Annotated in this window: 19 protein-coding genes; 7 read left to right on the forward strand and 12 right to left on the reverse strand. The window is 58.3% G+C overall.

Annotated features, from left to right (window positions below; all coding sequences use genetic code 11):
- Nucleotides 1-465: 465 nt before the first annotated feature.
- Nucleotides 466-1,770, reverse strand: a complete 1,305-nt coding sequence (locus tag ACMXYI_RS25685; RefSeq protein ID WP_415773907.1) for an IS4 family transposase — start codon at nucleotides 1,768-1,770, stop codon at nucleotides 466-468.
- A gap of 291 nt (nucleotides 1,771-2,061) precedes the next feature.
- Between ACMXYI_RS25685 and ACMXYI_RS25690 the strand changes: the two genes are divergently transcribed.
- Nucleotides 2,062-3,429: a cache domain-containing protein gene (locus ACMXYI_RS25690; RefSeq protein WP_056740519.1), complete on the forward strand. Its 1,368-nt coding sequence runs from the start codon at nucleotides 2,062-2,064 to the stop codon at nucleotides 3,427-3,429.
- A 33-nt stretch (nucleotides 3,430-3,462) separates the two neighbouring features.
- On the forward strand, nucleotides 3,463-4,095 hold the full coding sequence (locus ACMXYI_RS25695) for a response regulator (protein ID WP_033057767.1): 633 nt from the start codon (nucleotides 3,463-3,465) through the stop codon (nucleotides 4,093-4,095).
- A gap of 252 nt (nucleotides 4,096-4,347) precedes the next feature.
- On the opposite strand, the gene ACMXYI_RS25700 is transcribed toward ACMXYI_RS25695, so the two are convergent.
- Genes ACMXYI_RS25700 through ACMXYI_RS25710 form a run of 3 tightly spaced genes read right to left on the reverse strand, consistent with a single transcriptional unit; the run spans nucleotide 4,348 to nucleotide 7,588 of the window.
- Nucleotides 4,348-5,694 (reverse strand): glutamine synthetase family protein, encoded by a 1,347-nt coding sequence (locus ACMXYI_RS25700; RefSeq protein WP_415769627.1) that lies wholly within the window; start codon nucleotides 5,692-5,694, stop codon nucleotides 4,348-4,350.
- A 24-nt stretch (nucleotides 5,695-5,718) separates the two neighbouring features.
- Nucleotides 5,719-6,273, reverse strand: a complete 555-nt coding sequence (locus ACMXYI_RS25705) for a helix-turn-helix domain-containing protein (protein ID WP_129443513.1) — start codon at nucleotides 6,271-6,273, stop codon at nucleotides 5,719-5,721.
- A 25-nt stretch (nucleotides 6,274-6,298) separates the two neighbouring features.
- Complete coding sequence (locus ACMXYI_RS25710) at nucleotides 6,299-7,588, reverse strand: NAD(P)/FAD-dependent oxidoreductase (protein WP_415769628.1); 1,290 nt, start codon at nucleotides 7,586-7,588, stop codon at nucleotides 6,299-6,301.
- A 9-nt stretch (nucleotides 7,589-7,597) separates the two neighbouring features.
- On the opposite strand from ACMXYI_RS25710, the gene ACMXYI_RS25715 reads away from it, so the two are divergent.
- A complete protein-coding gene (locus ACMXYI_RS25715) occupies nucleotides 7,598-7,792 on the forward strand; it encodes a hypothetical protein (protein WP_415769629.1) in 195 nt (64 codons plus the stop codon).
- On the opposite strand, the gene ACMXYI_RS25720 is transcribed toward ACMXYI_RS25715, so the two are convergent.
- Nucleotides 7,749-8,951, reverse strand: a complete 1,203-nt coding sequence (locus tag ACMXYI_RS25720) for an NAD(P)/FAD-dependent oxidoreductase (protein ID WP_415769630.1) — start codon at nucleotides 8,949-8,951, stop codon at nucleotides 7,749-7,751. The genes ACMXYI_RS25715 and ACMXYI_RS25720 overlap by 44 nt on opposite strands.
- A gap of 283 nt (nucleotides 8,952-9,234) precedes the next feature.
- On the opposite strand from ACMXYI_RS25720, the gene ACMXYI_RS25725 reads away from it, so the two are divergent.
- Nucleotides 9,235-9,804, forward strand: coding sequence for an RrF2 family transcriptional regulator (locus ACMXYI_RS25725; protein ID WP_415769631.1), 570 nt, complete (start codon nucleotides 9,235-9,237; stop codon nucleotides 9,802-9,804).
- A gap of 3 nt (nucleotides 9,805-9,807) precedes the next feature.
- Here ACMXYI_RS25725 and ACMXYI_RS25730 read toward each other — a convergent pair whose 3' ends face one another.
- Nucleotides 9,808-10,143: a hypothetical protein gene (locus tag ACMXYI_RS25730; protein ID WP_415769632.1), complete on the reverse strand. Its 336-nt coding sequence runs from the start codon at nucleotides 10,141-10,143 to the stop codon at nucleotides 9,808-9,810.
- Between the two features lie 69 nt (nucleotides 10,144-10,212).
- A complete protein-coding gene (locus ACMXYI_RS25735) occupies nucleotides 10,213-10,431 on the reverse strand; it encodes a hypothetical protein (protein WP_129443501.1) in 219 nt (72 codons plus the stop codon).
- 170 nt (nucleotides 10,432-10,601) lie between these two features.
- Between ACMXYI_RS25735 and ACMXYI_RS25740 the strand changes: the two genes are divergently transcribed.
- Together ACMXYI_RS25740 and osmE are read left to right on the forward strand one after the other, a co-directional pair.
- Complete coding sequence (locus ACMXYI_RS25740) at nucleotides 10,602-10,841, forward strand: hypothetical protein (protein WP_134417118.1); 240 nt, start codon at nucleotides 10,602-10,604, stop codon at nucleotides 10,839-10,841.
- Nucleotides 10,842-10,854: 13 nt separating this feature from the next.
- Complete coding sequence (osmE, locus tag ACMXYI_RS25745) at nucleotides 10,855-11,205, forward strand: osmotically-inducible lipoprotein OsmE (protein WP_415769633.1); 351 nt, start codon at nucleotides 10,855-10,857, stop codon at nucleotides 11,203-11,205.
- Between the two features lie 57 nt (nucleotides 11,206-11,262).
- On the opposite strand, the gene ACMXYI_RS25750 is transcribed toward osmE, so the two are convergent.
- Nucleotides 11,263-11,466, reverse strand: a complete 204-nt coding sequence (locus tag ACMXYI_RS25750; RefSeq protein ID WP_008154564.1) for a hypothetical protein — start codon at nucleotides 11,464-11,466, stop codon at nucleotides 11,263-11,265.
- A gap of 211 nt (nucleotides 11,467-11,677) precedes the next feature.
- Here ACMXYI_RS25750 and ACMXYI_RS25755 point away from each other — a divergent pair, with 211 nt between their 5' ends.
- Nucleotides 11,678-12,040, forward strand: coding sequence for an NUDIX hydrolase (locus ACMXYI_RS25755; RefSeq protein WP_415769634.1), 363 nt, complete (start codon nucleotides 11,678-11,680; stop codon nucleotides 12,038-12,040).
- 5 nt (nucleotides 12,041-12,045) lie between these two features.
- Here ACMXYI_RS25755 and ACMXYI_RS25760 read toward each other — a convergent pair whose 3' ends face one another.
- The 4 genes from ACMXYI_RS25760 to benA all read right to left on the reverse strand — a co-directional run bounded on the left by ACMXYI_RS25760 (nucleotide 12,046) and on the right by benA (nucleotide 15,905).
- The gene (locus tag ACMXYI_RS25760) at nucleotides 12,046-12,819 is read right to left on the reverse strand and encodes a 1,6-dihydroxycyclohexa-2,4-diene-1-carboxylate dehydrogenase (protein WP_415769635.1); all 774 of its coding nucleotides are present in this window, start codon (nucleotides 12,817-12,819) and stop codon (nucleotides 12,046-12,048) included.
- A gap of 212 nt (nucleotides 12,820-13,031) precedes the next feature.
- Nucleotides 13,032-14,045 (reverse strand): benzoate 1,2-dioxygenase electron transfer component BenC, encoded by a 1,014-nt coding sequence (gene benC / locus ACMXYI_RS25765; RefSeq protein WP_415769636.1) that lies wholly within the window; start codon nucleotides 14,043-14,045, stop codon nucleotides 13,032-13,034.
- 10 nt (nucleotides 14,046-14,055) lie between these two features.
- The gene (gene benB, locus ACMXYI_RS25770) at nucleotides 14,056-14,544 is read right to left on the reverse strand and encodes a benzoate 1,2-dioxygenase small subunit (RefSeq protein WP_095129739.1); all 489 of its coding nucleotides are present in this window, start codon (nucleotides 14,542-14,544) and stop codon (nucleotides 14,056-14,058) included.
- Nucleotides 14,541-15,905, reverse strand: a complete 1,365-nt coding sequence (benA, locus tag ACMXYI_RS25775; protein WP_415769637.1) for a benzoate 1,2-dioxygenase large subunit — start codon at nucleotides 15,903-15,905, stop codon at nucleotides 14,541-14,543. Before benA ends, benB begins: the two co-directional genes overlap by 4 nt.
- Between the last annotated feature and the right edge of the window lie 232 nt (nucleotides 15,906-16,137).

Consider the following 16,137-nt stretch of genomic DNA (forward strand, 5'->3'; position numbering starts at 1 on the left):
CATTGATGTCGCCTGATATACCGCCTTCGCGAGCAAGCTCGCTCCCACAGGGGATTGGTGTCATCTGCCAGAGATTGGTCGGCTGTCAGGCCGCCAAGGTCAAGATCAAAAGATCGCAGCCTCGTTGCACTCGACAACTCCTACAGGGGGATCGGCGTACACGTTTTGCTTCTCACCACTCATCAGGCCGAGCGTTAGCTCGCCTGCAAGCTTTTGATCTTGATCCACCCGCCCCTTCGGGAGGCTGAGTGGAGGTGTGCATCCGGGAGTGGCGCGCAGGCGCCGTTCGACGTAGTCGAACACGCTGCATGTAGGTCGTCGCGAAGCAGACCGGAGGGCAGTGTCCCCGGATGGATACCGGAGCGAAGGAACGCCGAGCCTAGGCGAGGGGCCGGACGCTCGGGGCGAGACCTTTGCTTCCTTTGGGGCGTTTGCCAAAGGGAGTCGCCGTAAGGGCCATCCCTTTCAAGGTCTTTTAATTTTGGCGGCCTTGAGCACCCGATCCGTCGACACATGGGCATGCACTGCTTTGCCTTCAAGCCACTCTTTGGATTTGGGTACCTTCGGGCCACGTTTACTTTTGGCGATCTGTTTGGGTGGGATGTTTCTAGCCAGCGCCAACAAACGCTGAGCCAGTCCTTCTGAGGGGGGAGTGATGGGCAAATGCTCTGGCGGCAAGGCAATCTGCATGCCCTCATAACCGCTACGAACCTGTATCACCAAATGGTAAATCGACGCTTCCCAGTCCTCGGGTTGGGTCTGGCGATGGGCCTGTTCAACGCTGCGCTTAAGCACTGATAAAACGTTGTAAGCCAGCACAGCCGAAGCAAACCCCAGCAGGGCTGCCTTGGGGCTGCCCAAGGTTTCGATCTCACTTTCCAGCACCGATTCCAAGCGCTGGAACATGCCTTCGATACTCCAGCGACGACGGTACAAATCGTTGATTTGTACGGCGCTGATGGTCTCGGGCAGGTTGCTCCAGAACAACAGCATGGTGTCGCCTGATTCGGTGGGGGTTTGTAGGTTCAGTTCGACGCGTCGCCACTGACGCCCACCTTTCACGCCAATGGTTTGCTCGCGCACGCTTCCTGTCGAGACTTTGACAGACTCCTGCCATTGGCCTTCCTGAAGCAGGCGCGGATGCTTACTCGGCTCACGAATAATGAACGAAGCCCCGGCATCTTCGCAGGCCTCCATGACCGGGAGGGTGCAGTAGAGTCGATCAGCCATCCACAACTGGCCCGCACTGGCGTTTTCCAGCAACGGCAGCACACCGACGCGCTCACTGGCATAAGCATCTTCACAGGGCTGAAGGTCGACGACCTGGTCAAGATCCGGGTCGTACACTACGACCGAAAAACCAGGCCGGGCGGCGCCCCGTTCACGGCGCAAAGCGCCCAGACGCTTTTCGCTGGAAGGCAGATGGTTACCGTCAACGATCCGCAGTTGCCAGCCAGGTAAAATGGCTGAGCAGCCCAACTCTTCAATCGTCGGAGCCAGGCGTTGCGCACTGCCAGTTACCAGGGCGCGCAGCAGCGCAGGTTCCGTGCGACTGACCTTGTCATACAACGCCGCCAAGCTGACGGGAAGATCATCCATCTGCCGTGCGGCAGCATGTAGCGAAGGTCGCAAGCCCAATGAAACAAGGGACATCAGCTCAACGATGGTCGAGAATAAAAGCTCACGCGGGTACTGTCGTTGACGATGTTCTTCGAACACCTGATCGACCCACTCGGCTGCAACAGCCTGTTCCAACACCAATTTGGCCATGACACTGGCCGGTGCCTTTTTCTCGAACCGCGCTAAAACCTCTACCCACATCGTCTCGTCGTCCTGACCGGATTTTTAGTGGGTTCTAAACGAAGACCTTGAAAGGGATGGCCGTAAGGGCGAAACCATTAGCGGCCGTTACCGCAGAAATGGATATGTACTCAGCCAACAACAGCATGGTCGGCCCTAAGGCCGCCACAGGTCATTCCGTCCAGCACCGCTACTGGACCCGCGTATCTTTGGCATATGATGCCGGGCCTTCGCCTTCCCTCGGTCCGGACAGGAGCAGAGATGCAGCTCAAACACAAAATCGTCGCGCTCGGGATTCTGCCGCTGGTGTTGGCCATCGCCGTCATCTGCGCGCTGGTGATTTCCATGAACCGGCAACTGGGTGAACAACAGGCGCAACTGATCGAAGACAGCATTCTGGCGAGCAAGCGCGCAGAACTTAAAAACTACGTCGAAATGGCGCAAAGCCTGATCGAACCGCTATACGACGACGGCCACGGTGACGAACACGCACAGCAACAAGTGCTGGAAGAACTGCGCAAGCTCAGCTTTGGCATCAATGGCTACTTCTTCGTCTACGACCACGAAGGCCGCAGCCTGATGCACGCGCGCCAGTCCGAGCTGGTGGGCAAATACCTTTGGGACATGAAAGACCCTCACGGTTTGCCAGTGATCCAGGCGTTGCTCAAAAGTGCGCAATCGGGCGAAGGCTTTCAACGCTATGCCTGGAACAAACCCTCTTCCGGCCAGGTGACCGACAAGCTCGCCTATGTGGTGATGCTGGATCGTTGGGGCTGGATGCTCGGCACCGGCATCTACCTTGAAGACGTTGAGCGCGCGACCCAGCAGGCGCGTGACGAAGTGGCCCAGGGCATTCGTAAAACCATGCTGGCGATTGCCGCGGTGGCCCTCGTGGCGGTGCTGTTTGTCTTCGCCAGCGGCATGACACTGAACGTCAGCGAGCATCGTCTGGCCGACAAAAAACTGCAGCGCCTGACTCAGCGTATCGTCAGCTTGCAAGAGGAAGAGCGCTCACGGGTTTCCCGTGAACTGCACGACGGCATCAGCCAGCTACTGGTCTCCATCAAGTTCCAGTTCGAGCTGGCCAGCCATCTGCTCGAGAATGGGCAAGCACACGACAAGGGTTTAAGCACGCTGAGAGACGCCACGGAACGCCTGGGGGAAGCAATTGGCGAGGTTCGCAGCCTCTCCCACGACCTGCGTTCCTCGCTGCTCGACACCCTGGGCCTGCCGGCGGCGATCGGTCAACTCGCCGCAGAATTCGAGCAACGCAGCGGCCTGGTGGTGACCTACAACGACAACGAATTCGACTGTCATTTGGTCGATGGGGCAGCGGTCTCGCTGTTCCGCATCGTGCAAGAAGGCCTGACTAATATTGAACGACACGCCCAGGCTAAAAACGTCTCCATTACCCTGCACGGGTCCGAAGATTCCATACGATTGACAGTGGTCGATGACGGTATCGGTTTCAACGTCGCCCAGGTCGAACGTCGTCACGCGGGCATTGGCCTGCGTAATATCCGTGAGCGTGTCGAGCATTTTGGTGGACGATTCGACCTGATCTCGATGCCGGGACGAAGTGAGCTGGACGTTTGGCTACCAATGAAAATGCCCGGTACAACACGCTGACTCGCCCCCTGACAACAAGAGTGAATACCCGCGATGAACCTGCCCTACCCGATCCGCGTCGCCCTGGTCGACGATCACGCCCTGGTCCGCGACGGGATCAAAGCACTGCTGGCGGTCATGGCCCCCCTGGAAGTGGTGGGCGAAGCCGAGAGTGGCGCGGATGCCATTGAAATGGTCGGACGCTGCCAGCCGGACCTGTTGCTGGTCGACATCAGCCTGCGGGACATGAACGGGCTCGAGCTGACCCGGGTGTTACGCAGCCAGTACCCGTCGCTCAAGGTGCTGGTGCTCAGCATGTACGACAATAATGAATACGTGAGTGAGTCCGTTCGCGCGGGGGCCAGCGGCTATGTACTGAAGAACTCACCGTCGCGGGAAATCATCGCGGCGATCGAAGCCATCGCCAGTGGCGGGACGTTCTACAGTGCCGAGATCGCCCAACGGCTCATCGCCGATAAAAATACCGACAACGAGCTGACACCGCGCGAAAGCCAGGTGTTGTACAAGATGGCTCAAGGGCTGAACAACAAAGAAATGGCCCGCGAACTGGACATCAGCGTTCGCACGGTAGAAACCCATCGCCTGAGCATCCGTCGCAAACTCAACATCGACAAACCGGCGGCCCTGGTCAAATACGCGATCGATCACGGGATCATCTCGCGGTAGCGGATATGCATCATTTGCCGCTGTGATTGTGGTCTTGTGCACACCGGTCCGAATTTCAGGCAAAAAAAATCCCAGGCAGCTGATGGACGCCTGGGACTCAAAATGCATAAACCGTGGTGGTGAACGCGGGGCGAATATTACTTAATATTTCCGCCTGTAACAAGATATTTTGATTCACTATCCAGTTACTAAAACGTCTAACTCATTAAATATCCACACATTTTTTATGGTCGAGCGCCGACAAGGACTGATTTAGAGGTACCAGCGATACTCCCGCGCACTGATGTCCTGCAGGAATGCCAAATGGTCCTGGCGCTTGTTTTCGCAGTAGACATCCACAAACTCTGCCCCCAAACCCTCGCGCAGCTGCACGTTGTTTTGCATCGAACGCACGGCCTCCAGCATCTCCAATGGGAAATCGATTCCGCTGCCACGATCTTCGTTGAGGGGTGCAATCGGCTCACGACCCGCTTCCAGCCCTTGTTCCAGCCCGACCAGAATCGCCGCCAACACAAGATATGGATTGGCATCCGCGCCCGCCAGGCGATGTTCGATGCGCAGATTCTTAGCGTCCGACTCAGGCACCCGCAGGCAGGCGTCACGATCTTCAAAGCCCCAACTGGCACGCGTCGCGACATTCACCGTGCCGCTCAAGCGACGCATTGCGTTGTGATTCGGTGCAAAGATCGGCATGCAATGCGGCAACACTTCAAGGCAACCGGCCACCGCATGGCGCAGCGCCTGCTGATCGTTAGCCGCCAACAGGTTGGTTCCCGCCTCGTCGTAAAGGCTCACATGCACATGCATGCCGCTACCGGGGTGCTGCAAGTAGGGTTTGGCCATGAAGCTGGCGCGGTGGTTGTGCTTGAGGGCCACCCCCCGTGTGCTGCGGCAGAACAGGGCCGCCCAATCGGCCGCACGCAGGCCGTCGTCAAGGTGACCGAAATTGATCTCGAACTGGCCCGGGCCCAGCTCCGCAGTGATCACTGTGGCATCGATGCCTTGCGCCCGCGCCGTCTCGACCATGTCATCGAGTACCGGTGAAAATCTCGACAGCCGTTCGATGTGCATATTCGGCTGATCATCGGCATCGTCGGTCAACTGATCGCGAGGGAACTGTGGCAAGCCGTCACGTAGCTGGCGATCGAACAGATAGAACTCCAGTTCGAACGCGACCACAGGAAAAATCCCTTTTCGGCCAAGGCGCTCGAGCACCTGCGCCAACACTTCGCGCGGCTCGAAGACGATGGGCTTTTCAGTACCGCTTGAGGTAATCAGCATTTGCCCCAGCAGTTGTTTTTCCCAGCTCACTGGCTTGAGCGTACCGGGCACCAGGCGGCGCGGAGCATCCGGGTCGCCGTCGTTGAAACAGTAGTCGCCGATTTTGAACAGACCGCCCTGCGTGCCCAGCAGCACACAGTTTTGCGGCAGCTTGAGCGCGCTGCCTGCGGCGACCTTCTCGAGCATTTCTATCGGATAGCGTTTACCGTAAAAATGACCGGGGATATCCAGGGAAATCAGGTCAACGTAACGCACCTGCGGGAAGCGCTGACGAAACGCGCGAACCTCAGCAACCAGATCAGAGCAGACAGCATCCATCGTTAGTATTCCTTGTTGTTTTTATCAGGTGTAAACCCAAAGCACCCGGGCGAGCTGATCCGAGAGGTTGCCGTAGCGACAATGCGTGTGGCTGGCCAGCTGAAAACTGTCGCCGGTGCGCAATGTCACCGGTTTATCGTCGTCCAGCCACAGCGTCAGCTCACCCTCGAGGACATAGCCACCTTGCTCCGAGCTGTCGTTCATGTGCCGATCACCACTGCTGGCGCCGGGCTCCAGCTGGCTTTCAAGCATTGAAAAGGACGCCCTCATCTTCGGAGAGACGAGGATGTCGGTAATCCCGTCGGCGTAATACAGCGTGCGTCGCTCATCCGGACGGGTCACCCAAGGCAATGCCATGGGCTTGGGCAAGCTGTAGAAATAGGTAGTCGGCACGCCGAGTGTTTCGCTGATGGCGGTCAAGTCCGCCACCGTGGGACGTGACAACCCCCGCTCAACTTGCGAGAGAAAGCCGACCGAACGACCGATTTTGTCCGCCAGGTCTTTCAGCGTGTATTTTTTGTGTTTGCGCAGGTCCTGGATCAGGATCGCCAGCGCCGAGATTTCTTCTTGCATGTCCATCTGAAGGCTTCCCGAAATTAATGCTTCAAATACTGTCGCGCAGCCGATACCAGGCCTTGCCGATGGCTTCCAGCGGTGCTGCCAGATACTTTCCACCGGGAAAACTGCAGTTGGTCAAACCTTGATACAACGCCAGCTCATCCGGCTGGCCAAGTATCGCGTCGGACACGGCACGCGCCCCGGCCAAAGTCGGCAGCACGCCGTGTCCGGAGTAGCCCTGTAGCCAGTAGAGATCGCCACGTCGACCGATATCAGGCGTGCGCTTGAGGGTCAGATCGATGTGTCCTCCCCAGGCAAAGTCCAGTTCTACGCCCTTGAGCTGGGGAAACACGCGCTCCAGATAAGGCCGTGTCGCGGCGGCGATGTCCTTCGGCATGCCGCCCAAATAGGTGCAACCACCACCAAACAGCAGGCGGTTGTCCGGCGTACGGCGGAAATAATCGAGAACAAACTGGTTGTCGGTGACGCACACATTGCCGGGCAGCAACGCGGTCGCCTGTTGCTCTGAAAGTGGCGCGGTGGCCACCTGATAAGTGCCAACCGGCAACACGCAACTCGACAGCTTCGGATCAAGCCGATCAAGGTAGGCGTTGCACGCCAGCACCAGCACGTCAGCGCGAATGCGACCGCGCTCAGTGGTGACTACGTACTGACCACTCTCTTCGCGATAACTCAACGCCTTGCTCTGTTCATGAATGCGTCCACCGGCCCGTTCAATCGCAGCGGCCAGGCCGAGCGCCAGTTTCAGCGGATTCAAATGCCCGCCTTCAGGATCAAACAGGCCTGCCTGGTAACGCTCACTGGCGACCCAATCAGGCAACGCCTCGCGCGAAATGAACTGCAAACCATCGTGGCCCCACTTGTGGCTGGCCTCGTGTTGCCATTCTGTCAGCAGACTCACCCGACGCGGCATCACCGACGTCCAGAGGTGGCCGGGCCGATAGTCACAATCGAAACCATGGCGCGCGGGCAAGTCTCGCAACTCCCGAGCAGCCCAACGCATGCTGTCCCATAACCGGCGCGCACGCTCATAACCCAGCGCCGCCTCCAACGGCGGCATGTCACACGACCAACCGAGAATGGCCTGACCGCCATTGCGGCCCGAGGCGGCCCAGGCCACCCGACTGGCTTCCAGCAACGTCACGCGCTTACCGGCCAGGGCGAGGCGCAACGCCGTATGCAATCCACTGAAGCCCGCCCCGATGATCAACACTTCGGTGTCCTGCTCACCCTCCAACGCGGCTCGATCGAACAGGCGATCGGCGCAGGTGTGGGCGTAATAGCTGGCGACGTGCTGGGTAGATTGCTGAAACATGCAGGCCTCGTGAATTTTTATACTTATATTTTCATGAAAAAGTACACGCTAAATTTCACGACCGCAACCGTTCAAGGCGCAAAAAAAAATCCCGCCCAAGAGAACCCGGGCGGGATTTTTTCCAAGCAGGCAGCGTTATCGAAGCAACACTGCCGACGTTTCAGGCGACAGGAATCATCGGATCCGCTGAAGCCAGCGCAGTGACACGATCAGCCGCGGGCGGGTAGATCCACATCGTGTTGATCTGGGTCTTCAACGCCTTGGCTTCCTCCTTGACCAACTTCACCTGGCGGTCCCAACCCTCGGTGTAGACCGCTCCCCAGGCGCCCAGATCCAGGCAGGTCACGTATTTAGGCTGGCTGTACGGGGTCGGGTCCACGCCCAGGATCTGTGCAGCCACGTTGTTGCCGGCATGACGACCCAGCGAGATGGCGTGCTGACAGGTCATCAGTGCGAAGTTGCCGATGTCATCGCTGGCGGCGTAGGCGACGTCGCCGGTGGCGAAGATGTCTTCCTGGCCAATGACTTTCAAGTGCGCGTCGACGTGCAGACGGCCCAGGTGATCGCGTTCGGCCGGGATCTGCTCGGTCAACGAGCTGGCGCACACACCGGTGGTCCAGACCACGGTTTTGGCATCGATGCGCTGACCATCGTCCAGGGTCACGCCATTTTCATCGACGGCGACCACCGACGATTTCAAGCGCCATTTCACCCCCGTTTCAATACTGGCTTCAGCGATCGACTTGGCGATCTCGGTGCCCATGGACCCGCCAACCTTCTCGCCACGATCAACGATGATCACTTCGATGTCGGCACGATCACCCAGGATGGCACGCAAACGCGCAGGCATTTCAGTCGCGGTTTCAATCCCGGTGAAGCCACCGCCGGCCACCACTACGGTGTTGCGAGCTTTGCTTTCTGGCAGGTTGACCAGGGACTTGAGGTGATTTTCCAGGCGTACAGCCTGTTCGATCTGATCCACGTCGAAGGCGTGTTCCGCCACACCTGGCGTGTTCGGCAGTGCCAGGCGGCTGCCGGTCGCCAGAACGAGTTTGTCGTAGCTGCACACTTGCTGGTTGCCCGACGCATCGAGGTAGCCGACACGTTTTTGCTCAACGTCGATGGTCTCGGCAGAGCCCTTGATGAAGTTGACGCCGACCGCATCGAACAGCTCGCCGATCGGTGCGGCCAGTTGGTGAGCATTCGGCTCGTAGAAGCGCGGACGGACTCGCAGCTCGGCCTGAGGGGCCAGAACGGTCACTTCAACGTCGTTGTGACCATGAATGTCGAACAGACGCGTGGCGCTCAAAGCCGTCCACATGCCACCGAAACCTGCGCCGATAACCAGGATGTGCTGTTTCATTTTTAACTCCGGGGAGAAAGACCAAGTGATGAATTCGTTAAAGGTCACGCTCTTCGGTAGCGACTGCTGACCACTGCTGACCGGACAACGGCGACTATATTGATCCTAGTTACTTGGCACAAAACGAAATTACTGATGGTTAGTATCGAAAAGTTTGATTTGTTCATAAAGGCTTATAAACAGCCAACTCCGACGCACAACGAGCAGTGAATACGCGACCGGATGCGTTGCTCGGCTCGCTTTCCGCTGTTAACATTTACGACAACTTCAGTCGGAGATTGATATGTCTCTTTACAGCGCAGGCGTTGAGTACGGCATTCATTGCCTGATTTTTTTGGTGGGCAATAGCGGCGATACCCGTGAGGCGAGCGTGCGTGACCTTGCCGAGCTGCAAGGCGTGCCTCAGGACTATCTGGCAAAAATTTTCACCAAACTGGCCAAGGCAAAACTGGTGGTCGCCACTGAAGGCGTGCGCGGCGGGTTCAAGCTGGCCCGGCCTTCTGACGAAATCAGCATTCTGGATATCGTCAATGCCATTGACGGCCAGAAGCTCATCTTCGATTGCCGGGAGATTCGGGGACGTTGCGCCTTGTTCGAAGGTTCCGCACCGGCGTGGGCGCTGGCGGGTCAGTGCTCGGTGCATGCCGCCATGATGACCGCACAGAAACGCATGGAAGACGCCCTCGCCCAGCAGACCATTCTTGATCTCGCCAGGAAGGTAGGACGAAAAGCGCCGGCGCAATTCAATGGTCAGGTGGACAACTGGATGAACGATCGTCGGGAAAAGAAAATCGGTGCGAGCACTCAGGCAAGCGACGACCCGATCATCCAGGTGACCGATATCACCGACTAAACCTTACAGACAATCACGCACTGCCTGACGCAACGCCCCGGATTTCGCCCAGGGCGGCCCCTGATAAAGCGATACGTGACTGCCATCCTTCGATTTCACGATATCCACGATCTCATCGGCCGTGATGATGCTCGGCGCCGTGACCCTGTAGCCATTGGAAATCGCCGATTGGGTCGTGTTGGGTATCTCCTTCTGCCACGCCGGCAGCACGCACGCGGCATAGTCTTTTGGCGCCTTGTTGCTGTACTTGCTGACATTGGGCTCACCTGGCACCAGGGACGTGGGCAACGAACAGCCCGCCAGCAACGCCAACCCTACTCCCCCAATCAATTTGCGCATGACGCGTCCTTATCCCGAAAAAAGGGAATGTAGCGCGTCGCTGTCCAGACATCCATCCGTTGCACAGACTCAACAAGGGGCGTTGTGATCGCCGGGATCCGGATACGACCTCTCGTTCAGATAAGTCATCCATCTTTCATACGCTTCATGCTGCCATTGAGTAACCCGCTCCCATTCCGGGCCGCTCAGCTGATGTGCAGAAATCAGTTTCATCATTTCCGTGGTGGCCGCGTCCAGATCAACCATCAGCTCATGGGCATGAAATCTAAAGTCATCAGTAGCCGTCATTTGAAGTTGCCTCGCCCTAGCAAAGATTCACTACCTCACTACGACATCAGATCTGCGGGTTCGCGTTCATTTTCCCGACAAAAGGCTGTACCTACGGTCCAGACGAACAAAACGCCCTGACCCGGGAAATGGGACTAAAATTTCGTAGCGGGGATTGGCAGGAGGTCATCATGTGGCTTAACGAATCTGAAAACGAACTTCGGCGTAACCTGCAAAGCGTTGCGTCGGATTTGAGATGGTCAGCGGTAGAGCTTTTGCGTATCGCAGAGCAGCTACGCCTGGCCGGCAATGATGTGGATGCGCAAGCAACCCTGAAACTGTGCGAGTTATTTCAGGGAGATGAAGAACGACTGAAGGGTTATGCCGAGGAAGTGAAAGCCAAGGTGATCACTCGTACGAAAGCTCATTAGCAGGAGCACTGCCATGCACAAGCCTCTATGCGCGCTGGTCGTTGTATTGGCCGCGTCGGGTGGCTGCAGCTCCGAATCGCGTGTCTATCGGGATCAGCCGCTGGTCGCAAAGGTCGAGACCGGCATGAGCAAGGATCAAGTCCAGCAGATCGGCGGCCAGCCATTATCGATAACGGGTCGCACCGTTGAGCCTGGCACTTGCTTTGACTACAAGCTGACGCAGACCGGCCACCAGCAAACGTACAACGTCAGTTTCGATGGCAGGGGCAAGGTCGACCATAAAAGCTTCATGACCTGCGCAGAATGGAGTAACACGCAGCAAAAAGCCCGAGAGCCCTCCCGCAGCACCGGCGGCGGTTATTAGCCCGGGACTTCAGCGCCCAGCAAAGAAAAGCCCCGGCGAACCGGGGCTGCAAGTGCGCTATTTATCTGATTTCTGGCTGCGTGCAGGCCGACTTGCCTTGGCCTTGTAGCCGGGAAGAGCGGCCGCAAAGGCCAATGCTTCCTCTCTACTGCCAAAGGCTCCAAGCCGGTCACCTTTGGTGCACACCCGCCACGGGCCGTTGTTCACGCTGAGCACGTCATAACCGTTCATGTGCATTTTGGTCAGCATCGGAACGCTCATAGTCACCTCCATTTCGGCAGTGATGATCCTGGATTCACTTGAATACCTTACACCCGACCTTCCATGAAGTGCCGACCAGACGTCGCGCCAGGATTCCGACATCCGGTTGCACTTTCAACTTCGTCCATCACTCCAACCAGTGAGACAGACACCTCGGCTCGAATATTGCATTTTTATGACTGATTTATGACAAACGGCAATCAGGTAACACATGAAAGTACGCGCGACCGTCATTTGCGAGCAGGACCGGCACATTCTCCTGGTGCGCAAGCCAAGGAGTCGCTGGATGCTGCCCGGCGGAAAGGTTGAGCGTGGTGAAGCCATTGCCGACGCCGCCACGCGAGAGCTTCAGGAAGAGACAGGGCTTGGAGCCGACGGGTTGCTGTATCTGATGGAGTTGCAAACGGGCAGCACCCGACACCATGTATACGAGGCCTTTGTGGCGAACACGGATGAGGCCCGCCCGCAAAACGAAATTTTCGATTGCATCTGGTATCCGCTGGACGCAGTCCAGAACCTGAACACAAGCGACGCCACGCTCAGAATCATCAAAGCGTTTCAGCGTCGCCTGTAGTTTGCTCAGCCCTGGTCGCCGCCACCGACCGGCATGATCATGCCGGTGATATAGGACGCTTCGTCGCTGGCCAGAAACAGAATAGCGCTTGCCTGTTCATCCAGCGTGCCGTAGCGCTTCATCAAACTGCTGTCGAGCGTCTGGTCGACAATCTGCTGATACCAGACCTTCTCTTGCGCGCTCTGATCGGCGCTGTTGCGCGGAATGACCCGCGGCGGTGCTTCGGTGCCACCGGGCGCGGTGGCATTGACCCGAATCCCGCGACCGGCGGTTTCGAAGGCCAGGCAAGCGGTCAACGCGTTGACCCCACCCTTCGCTGCACCGTACGGCACGCGATTGACACTGCGCGTGGCGATGGACGAAACGTTGACGATGGCGCCACTCCCCTGCTCAAGCATGAACGGCAGCGCGGCATGACAGCACCAGAGCGTCGGGAACAGCGAACGGCGCACTTCGGCCTCGATCTGCGACGCTTCGTAATGCTCAAAAGGCTTGGTCCAGATCGTCCCGCCCACATTATTGACCAGCACATCCAGACGCCCGAAACGCTCGACGGCGGTTTGCATGACGCGGCTGCATTCGCTGTATTGCTCAAGATCGGCGGTCAGCGCCAGCACCTGGCTCACAGCCCCCAATTCCTTCTGCACCTCGAATACCAGCTCGGAGCGATCGACCAGAATCAACCGCGCCCCTTCCGCCGCCATGCGCTCGGCAACGCGCCGACCGATGCCTTGGGCAGCTCCAGTGATCAGCGCGACTTTCTCTTTGAATCTGTTCATACATACCTCGATGCGAAGATCAATTTCGCAGGGAACGGCTATCTGTAGCAGCTGCCGAGCCTGCGAGGCTGCGTTCGGCTGCGAAGCAGCCGTAAGATCAGTGCATGCGGTGCATCAGGAAGACCGTGCACTCAAGTATCACGACTGCTTCGCAGCCGAACGCAGCCTCGCAGGCTCGGCAGCTGCTACACAGACGGTGTCGTTGCTGATACTTACGCCGCGCTGGCGGCAAATTTCTCGTAGTAAAAGTTTGTCGGCGCGATGCCTTTTTCACGGATGAACTGGCTGACGGCCTCGACCATCGGCGGCGGGCCGCACAGGTAGACATCGACGTCGCCTTCGTTCAAATGCTGCGGCTCGATGTGCTGGGTCACGTAGCCCTTGAGCGGGTGCTGACTGTCCGGGTTGGCGACGCAGGCACTGAAGCTGAAGTTAGGGATTCGCGCGGCAAACGCTTCGAGTCGATCCATTTCCACCAGATCGAAATCGTTGGTCACGCCGTAGATCAAATGCAACGGATGCTCACTGCCCTGTTCGGCGATTTTTTCCAGCATCGCCGTGAACGGTGCCAGCCCCGTACCACCGGCCAGCAGCAACAACGGACGGCGAATGTCGCGCAGATAGAAACTGCCCAACGGCCCAGCCAGACTCATGCTGTCGCCGGCCTTGGCCATGCCGGTGAGGAAGCTGCTCATCAAGCCGCCGGGCACGTTGCGGATCAGGAAACTGACTTCGCCGTCGCGCTGCAACGAGCTGAACGAATAGGCGCGGGTCTGCTCGCTGCCGGGAATCCCGAGGTTCACGTATTGCCCCGGCAGGAACGCCAGTTTGCTCAGGGCTTCGCCCTTGATCGACAGCGCAATGGTGCTGTCGGACAACTGGCGCACGGCACTGATGGTGGCGTCATAGCTGGCCTGAGGGGTGCGGCACACCTCGGATGAGGTCGGCACGCGCACCACGCAATCGCTCTGGGCGCGCATCTGGCAGGTCAGGACGAAACCTTGCTCGGCCTCTTCCGCGCTGAGCGCATCTTCGATGTACTCCTCGCCCAAATCATAACGGCCGGCCTCGGCGAAACATTTGCAGGTACCGCAAGCGCCGTCGCGGCAATCCAGTGGAATGTTGATGCCCTGGCGATACGCGGCGTCGGCCACGGTTTCGCCGACATTGGCGTCGATGAATCGGGTGACGCCGTCTTCAAAATTGAATGCGATGGAATGAGTCATGACCGCTGCCTCACAGGTGGTAGACATCGATGACCTGGCGAACGTAATCGTTCTTCAGGATCACTTTCTTGGCCTTGATCAGCGGGTTTTCACCGCGCACATCGAGGGTGTAGAAACTGCTGCCGAAATAGCTGTCGACGGTCTTGTAGCGAAAGCTCAGGGTGTGCCAGTTGAAGCGCACCTTGCAGAAGCCGTCGGCCTGCTCGAGCAGCTCGATGTTGCTGATGTTGTGCGAGGTGCGGGTGTCCGGCATGGTGGCGCTGGAACGCTCGGTCTTGATGCGGAAAACGCGGTCTTCCAGGCCGGTGCGGTTGCCGTACCAGATCAGTGAGATTTCCCGCTGCGGGTCTTCGGTCAACTCGTCGTTGTCGTCCCAGGACGGCATCCAGAACGTCGCGTCCGGGGCGTACAACTCCAGCCATTCGTCCCACTGCCGGTCGTCGAGGTAACGGGCTTCGCGGTAGAGAAAGTCGCGCACGGTGTCATAGGTGATGGTCATTGCACGGCCTCCACAGGAATCAGGTCGGACTGCTCGGCGGCCAGGGCTTTGAGCATGGTCTGCTGCCAATACTTGTGTTGCAGCACGAACAGGCCTTCGTCTTCGGTGCGCACACCGCTGAGCAGCGGATGCAGGTCGATTTCCTTGGCCGCCTCATCGGCGCCTTCGATCCAGTGTTCGGCGCCACGGGACATGTCGTTCCAGGCGGTCACGCTGCCCTGATAGCTGGTCTGGCAGGAACGAAATTCTTCCAGATCATCCGGAGTGGCCATGCCGCTGACGTTGAAGAAATCCTCGTACTGACGAATCCGGCTCGAACGGGCGTGGTCGCTTTCGCCTTTGGGGGCGATGCAGTAAATGGTGATTTCCGTACGGTCGACCGAGATCGGCCGGGCGATGCGGATCTGCGAACTGAACTGGTCCATCAGGTACACGTTCGGGTACAGGCACAGGTTGCGCGAGTTCTCGATCATCCAGTCGGCGCGGGCCTTGCCGAAGTCCTGGGCCAGCTCATCGCGACGCTCGTACAGCGGACGATCTTCTGGGTTGGACCAACGGGTCCAGAGCAGCATGTGGCCCTTGTCGAAGGAATAGAAACCACCGCCCTGCTTGGCCCAACTGCCGGCACTCATGGTCGGGTTGCAATCGCCGGCCTCGCGCTGCTTGCGCTGGTTCTGGGTGGCGGCGTAGTTCCAGTGCACGGAGCTGACGTGATAACCGTCGGCGCCGTTTTCGGCGGTGAGTTTCCAGTTGCCTTCGTAGATGTAGCTGGAGGAACCGCGCAGCACTTCCAGGCCATCGGCGGACTGGTCGACGATCATGTCGATGATCTTCGCCGACTCGCCCAAGTGTTCAACCAGCGGGACTACATCAGCCTTGAGACTGCCAAACAGGAAGCCGCGATAAGACTCGAAGCGCGCGACTTTGGTCAGGTCGTGGGAGCCTTCGCAGTTGAAGCTCGCCGGGTAACCCGCTTCGGCCGGGTCTTTGACTTTGAGCAACTTGCCGGAGTTGTTGAAGGTCCAGCCGTGGAATGGGCAGGTGTACGAACTCTTGTTGCCGGACTTGTGCCGGCACAGCGTCGCGCCACGATGGCTGCAGGCGTTGAGGAACGCATTGAGCTCACCGTCCTTGTTGCGCGCGATGAAGATCGACTGGCGCCCCATGGTGGTGGTGTAGAAGTCGTTTTTGTTGGGGATCTGACTTTCGTGGGCCAGGTACAGCCAGTTGCCTTCGAAGATGTGCTGCATCTCGAGATCGAACAGCCGCGGGTCGGTGAACATCTCGCGCTTGCAGCGATAGATGCCCTGTTCTTTGTCATCTTCGAGCAGGGAGTGAAGGTATTCGGGTCGCAGGGACATGGCCGCCGCCTCCATTGTTTTTATTCAGGCAGGGCCATGCTAGGACGGGGGGAAGTGGCGGACTATCCGCTGGGTGCAGACCTGTATCCGTTTTGTGCAATGGGCGGTGTGCACGTACACGTAGCAGCTGTCGAGCCTGCGAGGCTGCGTTCGAGTGCGCAGCACTCGCAAAATGGCTAGCACGGTATTTCAGGCAGACCGCATTGTTCCGGTTGGCGAGCGCTACGCACTC

Source organism: Pseudomonas lyxosi (genome assembly GCF_047758685.1).
In the GTDB taxonomy this organism is placed as follows: domain Bacteria; phylum Pseudomonadota; class Gammaproteobacteria; order Pseudomonadales; family Pseudomonadaceae; genus Aquipseudomonas; species Aquipseudomonas lyxosi.